22 protein-coding genes are annotated in these 19,794 nt (G+C 66.8%); 11 read left to right on the forward strand and 11 right to left on the reverse strand.

Going from position 1 to position 19,794, the window contains the following annotated elements; translation table 11 throughout:
- Positions 1–83 precede the first annotated feature (83 nt).
- The 5 genes from FEF34_RS09530 to FEF34_RS09550 all read left to right on the forward strand — a co-directional run bounded on the left by FEF34_RS09530 (position 84) and on the right by FEF34_RS09550 (position 5,314).
- Entirely contained in the window at positions 84–563 is a 480-nt protein-coding gene (locus FEF34_RS09530) for a hypothetical protein (RefSeq protein WP_138052771.1), read from the forward strand.
- Between the two features lie 70 nt (positions 564–633).
- Entirely contained in the window at positions 634–2,910 is a 2,277-nt protein-coding gene (locus FEF34_RS09535) for a hypothetical protein (protein WP_138052772.1), read from the forward strand.
- A gap of 9 nt (positions 2,911–2,919) precedes the next feature.
- Positions 2,920–3,981, forward strand: a complete 1,062-nt coding sequence (locus FEF34_RS09540; protein WP_138052773.1) for a hypothetical protein — start codon at positions 2,920–2,922, stop codon at positions 3,979–3,981.
- Between the two features lie 234 nt (positions 3,982–4,215).
- Positions 4,216–4,959: a hypothetical protein gene (locus tag FEF34_RS09545; RefSeq protein WP_138052774.1), complete on the forward strand. Its 744-nt coding sequence runs from the start codon at positions 4,216–4,218 to the stop codon at positions 4,957–4,959.
- 121 nt (positions 4,960–5,080) lie between these two features.
- Positions 5,081–5,314: a DUF397 domain-containing protein gene (locus FEF34_RS09550; RefSeq protein WP_138052775.1), complete on the forward strand. Its 234-nt coding sequence runs from the start codon at positions 5,081–5,083 to the stop codon at positions 5,312–5,314.
- A 257-nt stretch (positions 5,315–5,571) separates the two neighbouring features.
- Here the strand turns inward: FEF34_RS09550 and FEF34_RS09555 are convergent, their stop codons facing one another.
- Positions 5,572–5,796, reverse strand: coding sequence for a hypothetical protein (locus FEF34_RS09555; protein WP_138052776.1), 225 nt, complete (start codon positions 5,794–5,796; stop codon positions 5,572–5,574).
- 7 nt (positions 5,797–5,803) lie between these two features.
- Complete coding sequence (locus FEF34_RS09560; protein WP_234042347.1) at positions 5,804–6,847, reverse strand: IS630 family transposase; 1,044 nt, start codon at positions 6,845–6,847, stop codon at positions 5,804–5,806.
- 65 nt (positions 6,848–6,912) lie between these two features.
- Here FEF34_RS09560 and FEF34_RS09565 point away from each other — a divergent pair, with 65 nt between their 5' ends.
- Positions 6,913–7,896 (forward strand): hypothetical protein, encoded by a 984-nt coding sequence (locus FEF34_RS09565; RefSeq protein ID WP_138052777.1) that lies wholly within the window; start codon positions 6,913–6,915, stop codon positions 7,894–7,896.
- Between the two features lie 147 nt (positions 7,897–8,043).
- Entirely contained in the window at positions 8,044–8,787 is a 744-nt protein-coding gene (locus FEF34_RS09570) for a hypothetical protein (protein ID WP_138052778.1), read from the forward strand.
- 102 nt (positions 8,788–8,889) lie between these two features.
- Here FEF34_RS09570 and FEF34_RS09575 read toward each other — a convergent pair whose 3' ends face one another.
- Positions 8,890–9,207, reverse strand: a complete 318-nt coding sequence (locus FEF34_RS09575) for a transposase (protein WP_199800741.1) — start codon at positions 9,205–9,207, stop codon at positions 8,890–8,892.
- 86 nt (positions 9,208–9,293) lie between these two features.
- Positions 9,294–9,878 (reverse strand): DinB family protein, encoded by a 585-nt coding sequence (locus tag FEF34_RS09580; RefSeq protein WP_138052779.1) that lies wholly within the window; start codon positions 9,876–9,878, stop codon positions 9,294–9,296.
- Between the two features lie 5 nt (positions 9,879–9,883).
- On the opposite strand from FEF34_RS09580, the gene FEF34_RS43640 reads away from it, so the two are divergent.
- Together FEF34_RS43640 and FEF34_RS09585 are read left to right on the forward strand one after the other, a co-directional pair.
- Complete coding sequence (locus FEF34_RS43640) at positions 9,884–10,012, forward strand: hypothetical protein (protein WP_267905203.1); 129 nt, start codon at positions 9,884–9,886, stop codon at positions 10,010–10,012.
- Positions 10,013–10,045: 33 nt separating this feature from the next.
- On the forward strand, positions 10,046–10,432 hold the full coding sequence (locus FEF34_RS09585) for a hypothetical protein (RefSeq protein WP_138052780.1): 387 nt from the start codon (positions 10,046–10,048) through the stop codon (positions 10,430–10,432).
- Positions 10,433–10,691: 259 nt separating this feature from the next.
- On the opposite strand, the gene FEF34_RS09590 is transcribed toward FEF34_RS09585, so the two are convergent.
- The 7 genes from FEF34_RS09590 to eccB all read right to left on the reverse strand — a co-directional run bounded on the left by FEF34_RS09590 (position 10,692) and on the right by eccB (position 17,378).
- The gene (locus tag FEF34_RS09590) at positions 10,692–10,997 is read right to left on the reverse strand and encodes a WXG100 family type VII secretion target (protein WP_138052781.1); all 306 of its coding nucleotides are present in this window, start codon (positions 10,995–10,997) and stop codon (positions 10,692–10,694) included.
- A 47-nt stretch (positions 10,998–11,044) separates the two neighbouring features.
- Positions 11,045–11,371 carry a hypothetical protein gene (locus tag FEF34_RS09595; protein ID WP_138052782.1) on the reverse strand — a complete coding sequence of 109 codons (327 nt, stop codon included), beginning with the start codon at positions 11,369–11,371 and terminating at the stop codon, positions 11,045–11,047.
- Positions 11,372–11,409: 38 nt separating this feature from the next.
- Positions 11,410–12,645, reverse strand: coding sequence for a S8 family serine peptidase (locus FEF34_RS09600; RefSeq protein ID WP_138052783.1), 1,236 nt, complete (start codon positions 12,643–12,645; stop codon positions 11,410–11,412).
- 11 nt (positions 12,646–12,656) lie between these two features.
- Positions 12,657–14,000 (reverse strand): WXG100 family type VII secretion target, encoded by a 1,344-nt coding sequence (locus FEF34_RS09605; protein ID WP_138052784.1) that lies wholly within the window; start codon positions 13,998–14,000, stop codon positions 12,657–12,659.
- 17 nt (positions 14,001–14,017) lie between these two features.
- Entirely contained in the window at positions 14,018–14,395 is a 378-nt protein-coding gene (locus FEF34_RS09610; RefSeq protein WP_138052785.1) for a hypothetical protein, read from the reverse strand.
- A 170-nt stretch (positions 14,396–14,565) separates the two neighbouring features.
- Positions 14,566–15,819, reverse strand: coding sequence for a type VII secretion-associated serine protease mycosin (gene mycP / locus FEF34_RS09615; RefSeq protein ID WP_138052786.1), 1,254 nt, complete (start codon positions 15,817–15,819; stop codon positions 14,566–14,568).
- 11 nt (positions 15,820–15,830) lie between these two features.
- Positions 15,831–17,378 carry a type VII secretion protein EccB gene (eccB, locus tag FEF34_RS09620; RefSeq protein WP_138052787.1) on the reverse strand — a complete coding sequence of 516 codons (1,548 nt, stop codon included), beginning with the start codon at positions 17,376–17,378 and terminating at the stop codon, positions 15,831–15,833.
- Between the two features lie 190 nt (positions 17,379–17,568).
- Between eccB and eccE the strand changes: the two genes are divergently transcribed.
- Together eccE and FEF34_RS09630 are read left to right on the forward strand one after the other, a co-directional pair.
- Complete coding sequence (eccE, locus tag FEF34_RS09625) at positions 17,569–18,906, forward strand: type VII secretion protein EccE (protein ID WP_138052788.1); 1,338 nt, start codon at positions 17,569–17,571, stop codon at positions 18,904–18,906.
- Positions 18,906–19,688, forward strand: coding sequence for a hypothetical protein (locus FEF34_RS09630; protein ID WP_234042348.1), 783 nt, complete (start codon positions 18,906–18,908; stop codon positions 19,686–19,688). Before eccE ends, FEF34_RS09630 begins: the two co-directional genes overlap by 1 nt.
- Positions 19,689–19,794 lie beyond the last annotated feature (106 nt).

The following is a 19,794-nucleotide window of genomic DNA, read 5'->3' on the forward strand; positions in this document are numbered from 1 at the left end:
CCACTCCACCCGACGCACCTTCAATTGACAACAAGCAGTGGCCGCCCGGGGGCGGCACCGGACGGCATGAACGGGGAGAGAACATGGGATTCGAGCAGGAGTGGGCCGATCGGCGCACGGAGGCGACGCAGGCGGTCGACGCTCAGTCCTCCAGCATGCAGCTGAACCAACTGGCTCCGGACGGGGGCGGTTCGGCCACTCCCCCCAGCCCGCTGGCCCCAGGCGGCAGCTCCGGGACGTTCGGGTCGACGCCGGCACAGAAGAGAACCGCCGCGAGCAAGATCGAGAACGACCTGAAGCCCACCACTCAGTGGGCCTCCGACCTCGCCGACGAGTCGACGAACAACGCCATCACCGGCTTCGGCGGCTGGGACACCTGCGCAGGTCTGAAGAAGGTCAAGGAGACCTGGGAGACCCAGGCCAAGATGCTCCTCGGGCGGCTGGAGCGGGAGCAGAACGCACTGCTCGGCGCACGGAGCATGTTCCTGCGCAACGACGTCGCGACGTACGACGGCTTCGGGCCGCTGAACCGCAAGTCGGGCCTGGACGGCCTGGGCCGATGAGCATCGTCTGAGGCGATGACCAGGCACAGAGACAAGTCGGCCGGGAACTGAGCAGAACGGGGAACAGACAGTGCTCACATACAAGGAAGTCACCACCACCAAGTTCGGCCACCTCACCACGGCGGCCGACAAGTGGGACGAGGTGGCGCGCGAGTTCAAGAAGGTCGAGACCAGCTACGGCGACAGCGTCCAGAAGATCACGATGGGCCCGGACTGGACCGGCGTCACCGTGGGCACCGCCTACACGAACTTCGCCGCCACCCGCTACGAGTACGCGGCGGCACAGACGCAGGCGAAGGCGATAGCCAAGCTCCTGCGCGACGCCCACGAGCAGTTCACTGAGCTCAAAGGCCGACTGGACTCGGTCATCAAGGCCGCCCAGGAAGATCACATGCTGATCGACGAGAACGGCGTGGCCACGCGCGACCCCAAGTCCATCAGCCGCATGGAACAGAACGAACTGTCCCACGTCCCCGAGGCCCAAGCAGCCAAACGCAAGCGCGAAGAAGCCTGGACCAAGCGCATCAAGGACGCGGTTCAGGCGTTCGACGACGCCGACGGGGGCGTGAAGATCGCCCTGGAAGGAGTCGTCAAGGACGAGGGGTACGGCGGCAACGACGAGACGGCCGGCGTCGGCTTCAACGCCAAGGCGCAGGGCGACATCGAGGAGTACGAGGCGCGCCACTCGGCGGACATCGCCACCAGAATCAACAAGGGCGAAAGTGTACCCGCAGCCGATCTCGCGGAACTGAATCGATCGCTGCGCGACAACAGCAAGGACACGACCTTCTCGCAAACCTTCCTCAACGGTGTGGGGGCGGACGGGACCCTGAAGCTGGCCAACCGAATCGACTCACTCGCCTACGGCAAGGACAAAGAGAACAAGGGGACATACGAGTCGATCAAGGGCGGCATCGCCAACTCCATTGCCACCGCAGCCACAGACCCCAAGTTCCAGAAGCAGTGGCGCGATGACATGCGGAGCATCGGCGTCAAGGAGTTCGAGGGCCCTCTCGGCCCCGGCACTCCGGCCAAGGGGTCGGACGGGAAGGTTCTGGGCTACCAGGTCCTCATGGGCATCATGGAGCACGGCGACACGGGCAGGTACGACCCGAACTTCGTCAAGGGCCTGACCCAGGACATCTATGCAGCCGAGAAGGACAGCAAGGGCGATATCTGGGACATCAACCAGGCCTACAACGAAAAGAACGCCCCCTGGTTTGTCAACGACCCGTTGGACAGCGCGCTCGGTATCCTCGGCAAGCATCCTGACGCGGCAGCACAGTTCCTGGACCCGGGTTCCAAGACCGAGAGCTCGGCTCTCAATTACCTGCTGCGCGAACGGGACTGGAACGGCATCGTCCCGGAGTACTCGGAGTGGACGAAAGTAGAGACGTCCCGGATCGCCCATGGCGCACCGATAGAGGACGGCGACGCCCGAGTGGGGTTCGGCGCAGCCCTGGAAGCGGCTACCACCGGGCAACAGCCTGGAGCACCCGTCGGCACCCCAGGCCCGCACAGCGAAGTCCAAGCCCGCATCATGCACGAGACCATCGAACTCCTGGACCAGAAGAGCAAGGGCGACTCCATTCCGACGAACTTGAAGGTTCCCCTCGGTCGCGCCATGAACGATTATTCCGAGGATCTTTTCACCATCCTCAGCGGGCAGCCCTCCCACAGCCCGGGAGGCTTGCCCACTATCGAGGGCGAGGGCGATCAATTTCGGATTGCCAACGGCGAGCAAAGCCTGATCCGAGTGATGCGAGGCGTTTCGGACGGCGTACTCGGAAAGACCCCTGACGGGGATCCCATCCTTGTGTTCGACGCCCTCTACGAGGCCGAGAAGCGCATCGCAGCCGAGCACCTGGCATCCGCCAGGGATGCTCCAGAGCATCAGGTCAACAACGTCGTCGGCGACTGGAACACCAAGTCCCGCGAAGTCGCATCGGTGATGGGCACCATGACGGGGATCGGGTCGGACATGACGCTAGACGTTCGCGACGCACAGGTCGGAAAAATCAACGACGACGCCCGCTACAGCTACCACGTGGTAGGCGGGGTCTTCAATACGATTCCAGTGGTCGGCGATGCGGCGCAGCGGATGGTGGACGCCGTGACTTACGAGTGGTCCAAGGACGTCATCGCCGAGAAGAACGATATCGCGAGGGCCAAGGACAGTTCAGATTCAGCCAGCGGCCTGACCGGGACGAACATGCTTCTCCAAGGATGGGCTGAGCAGCGGGGCGTGGAGAACTCAGAAGCCTTCAAGAACGCCAGAGGGGAAGCGGATCAGAGCTACAAGAGCGGTCGCGAGGATGCATACACTGCTCTGCGAACCAGGAGCTAGGAATAAGCCATGCCTAAGAAAATTGCACGTGGCTGGAAAATCGCCGCACTGCTCTCCACCCTCACTGTGAGTGTGACCGGCCTCCACATCGCCCTGAATACCAACCTCCTGGGCTCGGATCAGCTCTGCGATGGACGCCTGTCTTCGAAGTCGGTCGAGGCGGCCTTCTCAAAATCGGGCAGGCTTCTGGGCCATGACGGCCCAACGAGCTCGAGCGAAGACACTCTGCTGTTCGACTGCACCATTGTAAGCAAGTCAGCCATTCCCGGCGCCGATGATCAAGAACTCTTCGTTTCAGCAACAAGGAACCGAGCGGACTTTCCGTTCACCGACAACGGCGGCCCCAAGCCTGCCACTATTGCGTTCTTCTCGGGCGAAGCGACCGGAGCGGTGGTGGACGACGACCGGGCCTGGGTATGGCTGCCCGCCTCTTGCGCGACGGATGAGGCAGCCGTTGTGAGAGGGGATATCCGGAGCGGGCAGGTCACCCAGACGAGTCGAATGGCGCTCGTCCGACTCCTGGTGGACACCGCCAACAGGCTGGCTGAACGTACAGGGTGCAGCGACAAGAGGTTGCAGGCGCCGACCGCGCTCGAACCCCCACCCGAGACACGCACCGCCGACCCTCGGAAACTCTGCGGCATCAAGGGGCTCTCACTTCCTGCCACCGCTACCGACCCAGGTGCGAAAATCCAGGAGACAGTACCCGAGGAGCCGAAGCCGATGTGGTCGTGCTCTGTGGTGCTGGATGAAGAAGCAGAGCCCTCTCCGAGTGAATCCGACTATCTCACCTACTCCGTGGTACAGGACCCCGTCATCCTGGCGGGCCTCAAAAAGTCGGACGAGTTTTCCGAAGCCTCTCCGATTCCGGGGTGGCAAGCTTCAGGAATCGATGACATGCATGTGGTCGCCGACTGTTCAGGCACGGAAACATACTTCGCCATGGGCTTGGGCCAGCAGTACTTCCAGTCCAGGGAGAAGCCTCAGTCACCAAAGTCGGCATCGCTCTTCAGGACCTTCACCGATAAGGTCGGTGCAGCGTTCGGATGCACAGCCATCACCGACTCTTAGGGAAAACGACCCATCTACCTCGGCTCTCTCGGCTGAAGGCCCAGCGCTCATGAACACGGAGAGACATGCCCGAAATCGCCCCGGCAGACACGGGACACGGACGAGCCGACCCGGCGGAGCCGGCACGGGCGCCCACCAGGAGATCGAGCCGTGAGTACCGGTGCCTGGGAAGTGGCACACGTCGCCGCTGGAATCCTCGAATAGACACCAATACATAGCGAAAGTGACAGATCAATGATTTTCCGTACCCGGCCGGTGTTTCGTTCCATCGCCGTCCTGGCGGTCGTCGCCGGGTTGGTGACCGGTTGCGCGAAGGGCGACAAAGGCACCACGCCTACCGACAGCGCTGCCCCGAGCAAGGACGTCGGCACTGGGGAGGCCGGTGGGTCGGGCGACGGGGCGGCGCAGATCGTCAAGAGCGCCAACACGGCGATGCGCGAGACCACTTTCCACTCCTCCGGCACGACCACCGCGTTCGGTGGCGGGAAGCAGGAGATGTGGTCGGACCCCGAGCAGGGGTTCCGTTTGGAGGCGTCGGGAGGCGGTACGTCCGGCGAGATGTACTGCAAAGACGGCACGACCTACACGAGCGCCCCGCTCTTCGCGGACGCGCTGAAGCAGCGCGGGCAGCAGATCACCGTGCCCGACGCCCTTACCGACGTCTTCGTGACCACCGAGTCCGGTCAGGGCTGCGACGTGTACTACACGATCTCCGAGACGGCAGAACTCGCACCGGAAAAGGACCGGAAGCTCGACGGCAAGCAGACCACAGCCGTCCGAGTCTCCGCCGGAGCGGCGGAGGACACCTACTTCATCGAGAACGGCGCCTCGCATCTGCTCCTGCTGGAGTCCTCGCGCGACGGGCGGACGAGCACGACGACGTACGACTCGTTCGGGGACAAGTTCCCGATCACCCTGCCACCGAAGGAGAAGACCATGTCCATGCCCGAGTTCCGCAGCCAAGTCATGGGCAGCTGACACACAGGGTAAGCCGAAGGGTCGTGCTCGTCGGCCGTTCTTACACCACGCCGTCTCGACCTGCGGATAATTGGACCCGCAACGCTGCACCACCGCCACCGGCACGAAGGGGAAGCGCCTGATGGGCACTCAGCAGGAGAAGGACGAGCTGTACGCGCTCGACATCAGTGAAGTGGAGTGGCAGGGCGCCCCAGGCACGAGCCCCGACGAGGAACGTGTGGAGATCGCGTACCTACCAGGGGGTGCCGTGGCGATGCGGTCGTCGCTGGACCCGGAGACCGTCCTGCGCTACACCGAGGCCGAGTGGCGCGCGTTCGTCTTGGGCGCCAGGGACGGGGAGTTCGACCTGCAGTGAGTTGAGCCGACTCGAGAAGGGGGCGGGGTCCGCCATGTGGAGTGTGCCCCTCTCCCTTCGCCCTGTCTACGGTCGGGCTGCCGAAGTACCCGTCCATAGACGGATCCGGAAGGGTGAGTTGGCCCCGCGCCGGTGAAGGGCCAGGAGGCCGGACAGGCAAAGGCGACGAGCTGGCAGACGGCGACGAGTCACAGATCCAGAACAGTCGGGGTAGCCTGCTGCGCCTGATGCGTGGCGTCTCCGACGTGCCCGAAGGTTCAACGGAAGCCAAGAACTTCGACCTGATCTACCAGGCGCAGCAGGGCTATATGGCCGAGCAACTGGCCGACGGCGACCTCTCCAACCCCAAGACACTGGAAGACCGCGCCCAGCGGATCGGTGAAGTCTTCGGAGCGATCACGGCGGTCGGCGGCGACCTCGATCTGGGACAGCGGGACGCCGCCAACTCCGAGGCCGGCGAGAAGCGCTTCTACGGCTACCACATATTGATCAGAAACTCATGGGGTTCTCGTTCAGGACGTAGCGGACGTGCGGGCCACCGAAGTAGCCGCGGACGATGTGCGGCTGGCGCTGGCGTCGGCGGAAGAAGCGGCGGGTTTCGGCGGCGAGTTCGGCTTGATCGCGGGCTCGGTGCTGGCGGGGCAGGCTGTGCTTGAGGTCGGCGTTGACCAGCTCGTCGGGGTTCAGCTCGGGCGAGTAGGCGGGGAGGAAGTGCAGCTCAACGTCGTCGAGGTGGGCGGTGAGCCAGTCGCGCACCTTCTTGGACCGGCGGGCGGAGTGTCCGTCGACGACGAGGTGGACCCTTTGGTCGAAGTGGCCGGCGAGCCGGTCCAGGAAGCGGCACATCACCTCCGCGGTGAAGCTCTCGGTGAAGACCATGAAGTGCATGCGGCCCTTGGTGCTGATCGCGGACATCGCGTTCACGGAGAACCGATTCCCGCTCCGCCGCACGATGGGCGTCTTCCCTTTCTCTCCCCAGGTGCGGCCGGTGACCTGGTCGGCGAAGAGGATCCCACCGCCGTCGGCCTTCGCCTTCGTGCGGATCTTCGGCCAGGTCTCCTGGTGCCAGCGGCGCACGGCCTCGGGGTCCTGTTCGACGGCCCGTTTGTCCGGGCGCTGGAACGACAGCCCCCACCGCTTCAGGTACTTGCCCACCCCCGGTTCGGTCAGCCGCACCCGGTACAGCTTCGCGATCAGGCCACCGATCAGCCGCCGCGTCCACAGCTGCCCGCTCAAGCCCACGTCACAGGGCCGGTGGTCGAGGACCGCCTGCCGCAGGGCGGCCTGCTCCGACTCCCCAAGCACCTGGTGCACCACCCCGACCGGCTTGCCCCGCGGCTGCATGACCAGCGCCTCTCGCCCGCCGGCCTGCCACTTCGCCCACCAGCTGTCGACGGCCTTCAGCGACACGCCGAAGACTGCCGCCACGTCTCCACGGTCCCGGCCCGCCACCAACACGGCCACCGCACGCAGCCGCAGGGCCTCCTGCGCCGACGGCGACAGACGCCGCGCGTCCCCCACCAGATCGCTCACACACCACCAACGACCCAGAACCCAAACCGTTTCGGATCAATAACAGCGCAGGAGCCAGGAAAGCCATGTCGCAGAAAACAACCAGCCCAGCCATACCCGCGAAGCCCTTGATCGTGCTCGGGGTCTGTCTTGCTCTGCTGGGCGGGATCGGGTCATGGCTCTTCTTCGGCCGTGAGACGGCTATTCCCTGCAACGGACTGCCCGACAACAAGCGCGTGCAGAAGTCCTTGGGAGCGGCCATGCAGCCCGGCATGAGCTGCACCGCAGTCGGCGACGCCATAGTGAAGGCGACCACGGGAAGCGAGCCCGGTCGCCACACCCAGCCGCAGACCCAAGCGCTGAAGGACGTGCTGTTCGCCCTAGGGTTGGCGGACTCGGACGACCTCACACTCGACCCCGCGCTCCGCGTCCCCCTCGCCACCGCCCTGGCCGACTACGCACCCGACGTTCACGAGATGCTCGCCGGCCTCGACTCTGACTACGTGATCAACGCGGACGAGACGGATCCACCGTGGGAGGAGGGAGGCACCTATCATCTTGCGGTCTACAACACGTTCTTCCGGGACATCGTGCGCGCGATTGCACAGGACCCGCAGGCCTACGCCACCCTGCGCATGGCCGAGACCCGGTACGGGGCGCAGCAGCTCGCGGCCGTCCCCACCGGCGCCTCGGGCTACTCGCTCTCCCTCCCACCAACGGCGAACGCCCGCGCGTTCGGCATCCTGGACGGCATCGCCGACGCGGTCTACCGCAGCCAGGACACACAGCAGGCTCAGAAGTGGCGCAGCACTGTGTGGGACCTCCTGCTAAACGAGCAGGCCGCCCCGCGCGCCTATCAGGACGACCCCGTCGGGCACCTCACCGCAACCTGGCTCCATGAGCTCCGGAACACCCCGAAGGATGACCGTCCGGATCGTCTGCGCACCCAGGGGGTCGACATGGCCCGCGCCTGGCTGCAGGCGAGGAACGCAGACGAGCAGACCCAGAAAGGCCTGCTTGCCAAGGTGGAACGCAGCGCCCTCAGCGCCTACCGGGAAATTAAGCCTTAAAGCCGCCTTGAAGCCTGCGTTTCACCGGATTCCTGCACACTCGGGGCTCCGCGTGGTGCCTCGACAGCCCGGAATCCCTGGCGCCGGCCACAGATCGCTCCGGAATGCTCGAACAAGCTCCACTACAATAGCGAAAGAGACAAATTAATGATTTCCCGTATCCGGCCTGTGTTTCGTTCCTTCGCCGTCCTGGCGGTCGTCGCCGGGTTGGTGACCGGTTGCGCGAAGGGCGACAAAGGCACCACGCCTACCGACAGCGCTGCCCCGAGCAAGGACGTCGGCACTGGGGAGGCCGGCGGGTCGGGCGACGGGGCGGCGCAGATCGTCAAGAGCGCCAACACGGCGATGCGCGAGACCACTTTCCACTCCTCCGGCACCACCACCGCGTTCGGTGGCGCGAAGCAGGAGATGTGGTCAGACCCCGAGCAGGGCTTCCGTTTGGAGGCGTCGGGAGGCGGTACGTCCGGCGAGATGTACTGCAAAGACGGCACGACCTACACGAGCGCCCCGCTCTTCGCGGACGCGCTGAAGCAGCGCGGGCAGCAGATCACCGTGCCCGACGCCCTTACCGACGTCTTCGTGACCACCGAGTCCGGTCAGGGCTGCGACGTGTACTACACGATCTCCGAGACGGCAGAACTCGCACCGGAAAAGGACCGGAAGCTCGACGGCAAGCAGACCACAGCCGTCCGAGTCTCCGCCGGAGCGGCGGAGGACACCTACTTCATCGAGAACGGCGCCTCGCATCTGCTCCTACTGGAGTCCTCGCGCGACGGGCGGACGAGCACGACGACGTACGACTCGTTCGGGGACAAGTTCCCGATCACCCTGCCGCCGAAGGAGAAGACCATGTCCATGTCCGAGTTCCGCAGCCAAGTCATGAGCAGCTGACACAGGGTAAGCCGGAGGGCGATGGCAGCGGGATGCCCTGGGCATCGGACAGCACGTGCAGCTTGCTGCCCTTCTTGCCGCGATCGACCGGGTTCGGCCCGGTCAGCGATCCCCCCTTTTGGCGCGAACGGAGGCCGCGTCGACGATCGCCGAGGTCAATACCACCTCGCCCCGGGCCCCGAGCTCGTCCAGCACCGCCCGGTGCAGCCGGCGCCACAGGCCGACCTCGGTCCATACCGTGAAGCGGCGATGCGCGGTGGCGGGCGACGTGCCGAACGTCGGCGACAGATGCCGCCAGGCACAGCCGCTGGTCAGGGCGTACACCACTGCCGTGAACACAGCCCGCTGGTCACACGGAGCGGTCCCACCACCTTGCGGACGAGCAGCGAACGACGGCAGAACGGGGCCGCCAGTTCCCAGAGTCCATCAGGAACCAGACGCTTCGATAGATCAGCACCCACGACCGGCATCATGCCGCACGAACATCACGTCACGTGAGGAAACCTCTACGCCTTGATTGGTGCGGCCGACCTGGCGGCCTGCTCGATCTTCGCGCGGTGGGCTGCACGGGCTTCCTCGTCGATCTGCTTCTCGTGTTCAGCGCGCAGCCCGGTCCGGCCGTCGAGACCCTCTCGCAGGATGTCGGCGTGCCCGGCATGCCGGATGGACTCACCGAGGACATGGACCATGATGGCGAAGAGGTTCGTGTTCTGATAGGGCTCCGGCCACCACGGGACGTGGCCGGGGGCGTCGAGGGGAAGCTCGTTGATCGTCGCGTCAGAGTGTTTCCAGGTGCGCCGGTAGAAGCCGATGATCTGATCGCGGGTCTCGTCCTTGGCCGCCCACAGGTCGCTGCCGTCGGAGTCCTGCCACCGGGGCAGCGGTTCCGGGGAAGGGCGCTCGAAGACCTCGCCGAAGTACCTGGCCTCGACGGTGGCCACGTGTTTGACCAGGCCGAGGAGATTGGTACCGGTCGCTGTCAAAGGTCGGCGGGCGTCGTATTCGGACAAGCCGTCGAGTTTCCAGAGCAGCGCCTCGCGGTCCCGCCGCAGTCTCCCGTGCAGATTGTCTTTCGCGAATTCATCGATCATGCGGCATGAGCCTGCCATGGGCTGTTCGTGGTCTCAAGATCCCGTACGTGGTCCGCAACGGCTGGCAGAGCCGAGACCTGGCCATGGCCGTCGCCCTGACCTGCTACAAGAAACTTGCGAAACTTGCCACGTGAGACACCCTCTTAATGATTTCCCGTGTCCGGCCTGTGTCTCGTTCCATCGCCGTCCTGGCGGTCGTCGCCGGGTTGGTGACCGGTTGCGCGAAGGGCGACAAAGGCACCACGCCTACCGAGTCCGGTCAGGGCTGCGACGTGTACTACACGATCTCCGAGACGGCAGAACTCGCACCGGAAAAGGACCGGAAGGTCGACGGCAAGCAGACCACAGCCGTCCGGGTCTCCGCCGGAGCGGCGGAGGACACCTACTTCATCGAGAACGGCGCCTCGCATCTGCTCCTGCTGGAGTCCTCGCGCGACGGGCGGACGAGCACGACGACATACGACTCGTTCGGGGACAAGTTCCCGATCACGCTGCCGCCGAAGGAGAAGACCATGTCCATGTCCGAGTTCCGCAGCCAGATCATGGGTGGCTGACGCACGGGCAGGCCGCGGCATCGTCCGTATCACTCGGTGTTCGGCCCTTCCCAGCCGCCGTACTCACCCTGGCTGGTACTACGCTTCTGCCCGGTCAGCCCCCACTTCACGAGGCGCCCCTGCCTCCGGCTCGGGGTTGGCACCACATCTTCCCCCGGGGACTCCCACCCCCAAGCAACCGCCCATGCTGGGCAAACTGCCAGAAGGGGCACGCTCCGGGTGGAGCGGGCCCCTTCTCGTACCCCCGTGGGGGTGTGTATCAGAAGGACTCGGTGAAGAGCCGCGAACCCTTGATGTCCGTTGCCCGGTAGCTGTCCTTGCCCCGTTCGACGATCTGGGCGACGAGTTCCAGACGGTCCCTCATGTCCTCAGCGCGCTTCTTGTACTTGCCCTGAAGGATCTCGTACTCGCGGTGCGCCTCACCGTCCCAGGTGCCGGTCACCACCTTGAGCGCCTGGTCCATCTCAACCAGGTCGTTGACGATGTTCTTCGAGACGGTGCGAATGCGGTTCGCCATCTCCTGGACGCTCTCATACCGGACCTTGGTGCCGATGTCGTCGGCCATGATGTTCTCCTCGCGGTGTTTCAGTGAACGTGGCGCGTCGGTATCGCTCAGACGTTGTTCAGAGCGGAATTGGCAGCGGCGAACGAAGCACGGACTTCGTCGTCGTTGGCGTTGCTGAGGTTCTTGGTCTCACCCACGGCGTTCAGCAGCACGTTGAGCAGCCGGCGGATCGTGTCGTGGTCCTCGTTGAGCAGGACCTGGGCCTTCTTGAATCCCGCGGCACCGACACCGGTCCAACCCGCGCTGCAGGTCTCGAGGATGTTGGCCAGCTCGCGAGCCTGCTTGCTCACCTCGGTGCCGGTCTCCATGATCTTGTTCTTCGCCTGGACGACCGGATCGTCGGCAAGTCCGAACCCGCCTGCGGGGCTGGTCATATGAAGCTCCTTGTTGTTGGAGTTGTCGTCATGCGCAGCTACGCTCTCCTGCTGCGTACGCTCACCGCCACGACGACGCCGATGATGACGACGCCCGCGGCGGCACTGGCGACGATGGCCCAGAGCGGTAGGCCGCCCCCATTGGACCCGGCCGCTGCCTCAGGCGCTTTGGACGGCGATTCCTGGGACGACTGGCCGTTGTCGCCTGCCCCCGTGCTCTCAGGAGAAGGGGAGGTCTGTGGTGCGGGTGACCGGCTCGACCGCGCGGCAAGCAGCGGGTTGACGTCTGGCGGGCCCGGGTCGCCCTTGCCCTCCAGGAGGACCTGGGCAGGGCGGATGGAGCCGTAGCCGATGTACTTGCTGGGGACGGGGCCGTTGTGGCCCGCGGTCTCCATCATCACGCGCAGGACCTGGTTGGCGGTCCAGTCGGGATGGGCGGACCAGATGAGCGCGGCGGAGGCGGAAGCGACGGCGGTGGCCTGGCTGGTGCCGAAGGTCTCGCAGTAGGTGTTCTTGTCGCTGGAGCAGCGGCCGGGCATGTCGTCACCGGGTGCGGCGAGCGCCACGTAGTCACCGTAGTTGGAGAACTTGGTGACTTTGCCCTTGCTGTCGAGGGCTCCGACCGCGACAACGCCGGGGGCCGACGCCGGATAACTGTCGGTGTCCAGGCCGTCGTTACCTGAAGCGGCGAAGAGCAGGGCTCCCTTCTTAAGGGCGTAATCCACTGCCTCCTGCCATCGCGCGATCTCGGCGTCCTCCTGCCTGTAGCCGCCGAAGGACATGTTGATGATCCGGGCGCCGTTGTCGACGGCGTACCGGATGCCCTCGGTCGCGGCTGTCGCGCCGCCGACGTCCACGGCTGAGCCTGTCTTCACGGGCAGGATTGTTACGTTGGGTGCGAGGCCCTTGATTCCACCGTTCGCCCCGTTGCCCGCGATGGTGATGGCCATGTTGGTGCCGTGCCGATCGGTGTCCTTGTTGTCCACACGGCCGGGGCCCTCGCCGTAGAAGTTGCGGCCCGGCAGCACCTTGACGCCGTGGAGTTCAGACACCGTTGAATCAACGCCAGTATCCAGGACTCCGACTGTGATCCCCTTGCCCGTGGACACCTTCCACAGTTCGTCGGCCTTCATGGCGTCCAGGTACCACTGACGCGACCGCATGTCGTCGGCCTGGGCAGCGGGAGCTGCCACGGTCCAGGAAGCGACGACCGCCGTCAGGGCGCCGAGAAGACCGAAGGCGCGCGTACGGAAGGGTCGGGCAAGGGGGGACATCGGTGGAGCTCCTAGTCGATGACGGGAGGAACGATCTTGCGCTGACCCATCGCCCACGTCTCTTCGTCCTCCGACAGGTAGTCGGGACGTGCGGCGGACGCCCTTCGATCTTCCTGGGACGAGGTGGTCGAGCCAGGCGGGCGGACCAGACCGGACCCGCCGGGAGTGAAAGCGCCACGCCCACTGATCCCGGACGCAGCAGAGGCACCGATGGTTCCACCGGGCTGGCTGGCCAGCCGACGGCCACCACCCGCACCAGTACCAACACCGGGTGCGCCCTGCATTCCGGCGCCGTACCCCGGCATCCCGGTCCCACGGCCGAACCCGGCGCGCTCCTCACCGACCACGGTTCCCATGGGGAGCCGAGGCCCGATGGAGCCGCTGGCCCGGCCCGACATCTGCTTCCCGCCGACGATGCCCTCACCGCCGCCGACGCGAGGCGGCAATGCGCCCAACGGACCGGTACCGCGCGGTCCCCCGATGCCACCCGGAACGGACGGCGCGCGAGACGGGCCACCGCCGGTCTGCGGGCCCACCACCGGTGCGACGGGCGGAAGCAGCGGACCAGGCGGAGTGCTCGGCCCACCCGCCATCGGCGGCACTGTCGGGACCTGCTGCCCAGGGCGGACAGCCGGCTCCGGGGGGAGCGTGCCAACCGAGTCGAGGCTCGTACCAACAGAGGCCTCCGGCGCCGAAGGCGGTGCGGACGGACGGATACCCTGCTCCGTAGCATGCCCTCGACTGGTCGAGCTTGCCGAGACAGCCTCGGTCGTCGAGTACTGGGCTCCTCCGTAGGAGGCTGCGCCGGAAGAGTAGGTTGAGCCCGCACCAACCCCTGTGCCGTACGCGCGCTCCCCGGAGCGCTGCGCCTCGAGCGGCTTGAACTCCGGCTCCGGCTCCGCCGCGATCCGGTCCTGCGTCGTCTGGTAGTACGACGACAGTCGCTCCAGCTGATGGATCGCCTCCTGGAGCTTCGGGCCCGTCTCCGCCTCGATACGGGCCTCTTCCTTCTCCGGGTCCGCGAAGCACATGCCGGCCGGCTTCGGGACGGCCTGCTTCGCCTCGCTCAGTGCCTGGCCCGCGCGCTGCATCTCGCTGGCCACGACCTGGGTGAAGTCGCCCAGCCTCAGGGTCTCGGAGACCATGTCGGCGCCCCAGACACGGAAGGCGTCACCGCCCTCGCCCTGCCACTTCACGTTGTCGATGTAGAGGCGCAGATCCGTGGCGATGTTGATGATCTCCGGCACTGCCGCTTCCAAGGCGTCGCCCACCGCGGTGAGTTCGCCCGGCTTGGCGGAGGCGATCATCGCGTACAGAGCGTCCAGGGACTTGCCCTCGAACTCGCTTCCTGCCATGTGTTCCTACTCCCCCGTCAGCTGAATCCGCCGGAATCGCCGGTGTCGGCGGGCTGCTTCGGCTTGGCCGCGTCCTTGCCCGCACCGTCCTGAGCGGTGTCAGGCTTGTAGAAGTCCTCGGTCCGCTTCTGGATCTCCGCGAAGCGGTCCCTTTCTTCCTGGTCGACGCCCGCGTAGCCCTTCTCGGCGATCTCGACGCGGATGCCCAGCGCCTCGATCGTCTCGCCGAACGTCCGCGACAGGCCCTCCAGGCGGGCGCGTACCTTCTCGTACGCGGCGTGGAGGTCCGTGGCCGCGCTGAAGCCCGTGCCGTAGGAGTCCGTGGTGACCTTCTGCTCACCGATCTTCTTGTGCTCCGCCGGCGACTCCGCCAGGGAGGTCAGAAGTTCGTCCATGCGGTTCCGGAACGTCTGGAGAGTTACCCCCTTGACATCCAGACCTTTGCCGCCCCCGATCGGCGCTTCCACCTCAGTTCCCCCTCGTCACACTCGCGAATCCGACCACCACTCTAGTCAATACCGCCTCACGACCCAACACGAGTTACGGGTCCGTCGTGAGAGCCAACTCACTTGGCCTGCACATACCTTCGGCGTCTGCGGCCGGTGTCCCGGACCACGATCGCCGTGCCCGCCACCACCGCGACCAGGACCCCGGCGACGCCCAGGGCGTACGTCGCGAGGCGTTCGTCGCGTTCCTGCGGGGTTTCCGTCATCGCCAGGTGCGCCGGTTCCGGCGCCGGGGGTTTGGGCGGGCCCGGGTCCGGGGTGGGTGCCTCGATGGGGCCGGCGGCTCCGTCCAGAGCTCGCACCGGGTCGACCACGCCCCAACCGACGTAGTTGTCACGGCCGTTGATGGAGCGCTCCGCCGTCTGCTCGATCTGCGCGACGACCTGGTGCGCCTTCCACTTCGGGTACTTCGCGCGCAGCAGCGCCGCGACGCCCGCGACGTACGGGGCCGAGAAGCTGGTGCCGTTGTCGACGCACTGCCCGCCGCCCGGAACGGTGGAGACGATGTCGACACCCGGTGCCGCGACCCCCACAAAGTCGCCGGCCTGCGAGAACGGGGCGCGTTCGTTGTTCCGGTCGGACGAGGCGACGGCGAGCACGCCGTCGAAGGCGGCCGGGTAGGTCTTCTTGAGTTCGCCCTTGATGCCGTCGTTGCCGGCCGAGGCGACCACGACGATGTCGTTCCCGATGGCACGCGCCACCGCCCTGCCCAGGTCCGACTGCGCAGTCAGCGGCTGCGTCGTGTCCTGGGAGATGTTGATGACGTCGGCTTCCTCGGCGATGGCGTGGTCGATGGCCTGCGCCATCGTGTTGGACTTGCCGCTGTTCCTCTCATCGTTCTGGCGGATCGGGATGATCGTGGCCTCGGGGGCGAGCCCGACGAAGCCGGTGCCGTTGCGAGGGCGGGCCGCGATGATGCCGGCGACCTTGGTGCCGTGGCCGACGTCGTCGACCGTGCCGTCGGTCTTCCCGCGCCCGGCGTCCCGGGAGTCCTTGTCGGGCTTCAGGAAGTCCTTACCGGCCGACGCGTCAACAGCCTGCTTGAGCTGCGGATTGACATCGTCGACGCCGGTGTCGATAACGGCGACCCTCACCCCCTTGCCCTTGGTGTCCTGCCACAGTTCGTCCAGGAGTACCCGTTGGAGCGGCCAGGGAGTGTCGGCGATCTGCTTCCTCATCGGGAAGGTGCACTCGCCGTTGCCGTTCAGCGCCGTTTCGGCGCCGACGGGGGGTTCGGCCGCGTGGGCGGCCGACGGCGGGGCGATCAGACCGGTGAGGGCGGCGGCCAGCAGGGCGGTCGTCCGGTACGTCACTGGCGCGCCCCTCACGAACCCTGCGGCTGACGGGCGCTGTTGGTGTCCAACCGCGGCCCCTTGGACAGGAACTCCGACCAGTTGATCGGTACGAGAGCGGGCGTGACCTTCTCGTAGCCGAGGCGGACCTGTGCCTGGCTGGGCTCGGGCCGGCCGTCCTGCTGCTTCTGCTGTTCGCCGGTGCCGATGCCGGAGCGGTCCGCGTCGCTGTCCCCGTTCGCCTGGACCGCGTACCGCAGGCCTGTGTCCGTTACCAGGAAGAGCGAGCCGTCGGGAGCGGTCTGCTTGCCCTGTACCTGGGTGTAGAGCAGGCCGCTGCCGGGGGTGACGTAGGTGCTCGTGCCGCTGGCGGTGATCTCCGCCGGGTACGCGGTACCGGCCCAGGTCGACAGGCTTGTACGTCCCTTGTCGTCAACCTTGCGCAGGACGCTGCAGACCGTGTCCCTGGCGCTGCCGCCGCCCGTGGAGTTGACCTGCTCGGCCCGCTTCGACGGCCAGCGGTACGTTGCGCCGAAGGTCTCCGACTCGGGTTCGAACGACGCCGCGTCCACAGTGGCGGCCTTGCCGTCCATGTCGAGGTCGTCGGTCTGCGGGGAGTTGATGAGCAGCCAGGCCGTGAAGTCGGAGACCGGCTGGACCTTTCCGGGCAGCACGACATAGTACTGCGGCCCGGAGCCGGTCTGCGCCCGCAGGACCATGCCGACCCGGTCCTCTCTCTCGTCGAGTCCGCCACCGATTCCCGCGCTCGTGCCGACGGTGCCTCGGATCTCCGGGAAGTCGACCGGGCTGCCCTCGTGCAGTGTGGCCAGCCAGTCGTCTGTGACTACCTGCGGCTGCTTGCTGCCGACCAGGGCACGGGTGAGGACGGCGGCGTCAGAACCCTTCGCACGCACCGGGTACTTGGTGCCGCCCGCGTCCACCAGATAGCGGGCGTCGTTACTGCCCTGCACGTAGAGCACCTGACCACCGGTCAGCTTCTCTCTGCCCTCCGTCCGGGACATGTCGCGTTCGGCGAGGACGAACGTGGCCTTCTGCACGTTCGCCCCCTTGCCTCCGCCCGGCTGTTCACAGACGGCCCAGCGCTTGGGCTTCGCCGCCTCCTTGTCGCTGGGCAGCCGGTCGGGGGCGTACGGAATACCGAGGATGGGCCCGCGCGGCGGATCGCCCGCATCGAGGATGTCGTCGCTGACCTGGATCACGGCGAACTGCTGCGGCGTGAGCAGCAGTCGTGCGGAGGCCAGATTGAGCACCGGGTGCAGCAGGGGCTTCCTGTCCTTGCCCTTGCCGGTGGTCAGCACCACGTAGCGGGTGGTGGACTCCTTGCCGACGATGACCTTGGTGCCGGGCCGGTCCCAGTCCTTGGGGGCTTTCGGCTTGAACATGCCCCAGGCACCGAAGCCGGCCAGGACCAGTGCTCCGACCATGAGACCCGGAACAACGGCACGCAGCGGGCGCGGCGCCCCCTCTTCGGTGCCTGTGGGCGAGGGTTGGAGGAATGCGGCCACCGTGCGCTTCTTCGCAAAGGTGTATGCGTTGAGCTCATCCCGCCGTGATGCCATGAGTCCCCATTGATCGAAACAGCCGCGGTCTCCGGCGCCCCGGTGGTGTGACGTTCCCCCCGGGCCAGTTGTCGGACCGACCCCCTACTATGCCTGTTGATCGAGAGCGCCCGGCAGGCGGGTAGGGTGATGCGGCCGCCAAAGCTCCGGCAGGCCAGGGCGATCGGGACGAACTGGGGGTTTCTCCATCATGGCTTCCACGACGCGCAGGCGGGCGGCCTCCGCCGCGCGGTCCTCCGCGCCTGCCGCAGCTGCGGCGCCCGGCTCCTCGTCGGCGCATTCGGTGCCGCAGGCGACTGTGGCGCCACGCCTGAAGGCACGTCAGGGTCGCGCCGGTTCGTTCCGGTTGCAACAGCTTGTGTTGATCGAGTGCGCCGCCTCGGTCCTCCTCGTCGCCTGGGTGCTCGAGCCGCTCTTGCTCGTACCCGCGGGGGCGGTGGCCGCGTTGCTGGTGCTGCTGGCAGTGGCCCGCAGGCACCACCGCTCGCTGCCCGAGTGGTTGTCCACCGTGCTCGCACTGCGTGCGCGGTCCCGCAGAGCGGCTTCGCTGGTTCTCCGGCCGGACACGGAGCCCGGACTCGCGCCTGCCGTCGAGTGCGACCCGGCCCTGCGGACGTACTCGTACAGCGACCGCGACCGGCGCCCGGTGGGGATGGTGGGCGACGGAACGTTCCTCACGGCACTGCTGCAGGTGGAACCGGAGGGAACAGCGTTTCGCCCGGACCGCGCCGCGCGTCCCCTGCCCGTGGGTCTCGTTCGGGATGTGATGGACGTCGACGGCATCCGGTTGGAGTCCGCGCAGATAGTTCAGCACACGCAGCCGGCACCGGCGCCGCATCTGCCGCCGCAGTCGGTGGCTGCTCGGAACTACACGCCGTTGCAGGCGCAGACGGGTTCGCCGGGAGTGCGGATCACCTGGATCGCGCTCAAGCTCGATCCTGAGCTGTGCCCGGAGGCCGTTGCCGCGCGCGGTGGAGGCCTGCGGGGAGCCCAGAAGTGTGTGGTACGGGCGGCGGACCAGTTGGCGAGCCGGCTGACCGGTGCGGGATTCGGCGCAACGGTGTTGACCGAGCAGGAACTCACCTCCGCGATCGCGACGTCCACGTGTGCCAACCCGATGGCGACTGCACAGGCGAGCCGCGCGGACGTGCCCGGGCGACGCACCCATGAGACTTCGCGTATTTGGCGCGTCGACGACCGCAAGCACACGACGTACTGGGTGGGCCGCTGGCCCCAGCTGGGCGGGCGCGGATCGGCTGGCGGCGCGTCGATGCCACAGCTCGTCGCGCTGCTCACCTCGCTGCCCGCGCTCGCCACGACGTTCAGTCTCACGCTCGGGCGTGGTGACCGGCAGGAGGTGACGGTCACCGGGCATGTCCGCATCACCGGACGCAGCGACGAGGAGTTGGTGAGCTCCCGTCATGCCCTGGAGCGTGCGGCGCGCGGCGTGAAGACCGGACTGGTCCGGCTCGACCACGAGCAGCTGCCGGGGATGCTCGCCACGCTGCCGCTCGGAGGTGCGCGCTGATGTCCGCGTTTTCCGTTCCATCTCAGTCTTCCTCCGTTTCGGCCGGGCAGTCCACCCGGGGGCCGCAGGCGCGCGGCGGCAAGCTGCGGACCGGGTTCGGTCTCATCGGTCCACGGCGTAACCGTCACGCAGTCCCGCTGGATCAACTGGAGGCCCTGGCCCTGCCGGTCGGTGACGACGGCATGGTGATCGGCGTGGACGCCGGAGGTCGCCCCGCGGTACTCGGCATCAACCGCCCGACGCCGTACGACATCACGCTGATCGGCGGGTTGTGGACAGCCCAGGTACTGGCGTTGCGTGCGGCCGCAACCGGTGCGCGCATCGCCGTGGAGACCGGTCGCGCGGCTGCCTGGACGGGCCTTGCGCAGGCGGCGGGCAGCGGGCAGCCGTGCATCACTCTGCACGATGTGGGCAGGGTGCCGCCGCAGGGGCCCTATGCCGGCAGCCCGGTGGTCGTCGTGCGTGACTGCGGGATGCGACCCCCCCGTGGCCGAGTGGCCTCCGCTCCCTGGCAGTCGGTCGTGACACTGCTTCCCTATCTCAGCCCTGTTGCTCCGCGGCTGCTGGAGAAGTCGGGACTGATCGGCATTCAGCGAGTGTCTCCGGACGAAGCCGCGCAACTCGCTCGCATCATGAACTTGCCGCACGCGGAGGCCGAAGCGCTCTCCACACTCGCCGACGGCGTGACCCTTTGGTGCACGGGAGGGGACCGGCAGTTCGTCATGACGACGGCTACGGACGCCGAGACCGGACTGCTGGGCAGCGCACGCCGTATGGACTGACGCGTTCGCGGGAGGATGCCCCGTTCGGCCCTCGCGCTCGGGTGTACCCATGTCACGCGTGGGTGAGTCGTCACGTGCGGGACTGTCGCCCAGGGCGGTCCGGCCT

The sequence above is a fragment of the Streptomyces marianii genome, from assembly GCF_005795905.1.
In the GTDB taxonomy this organism is placed as follows: Bacteria; Actinomycetota; Actinomycetes; order Streptomycetales; family Streptomycetaceae; genus Streptomyces; species Streptomyces marianii.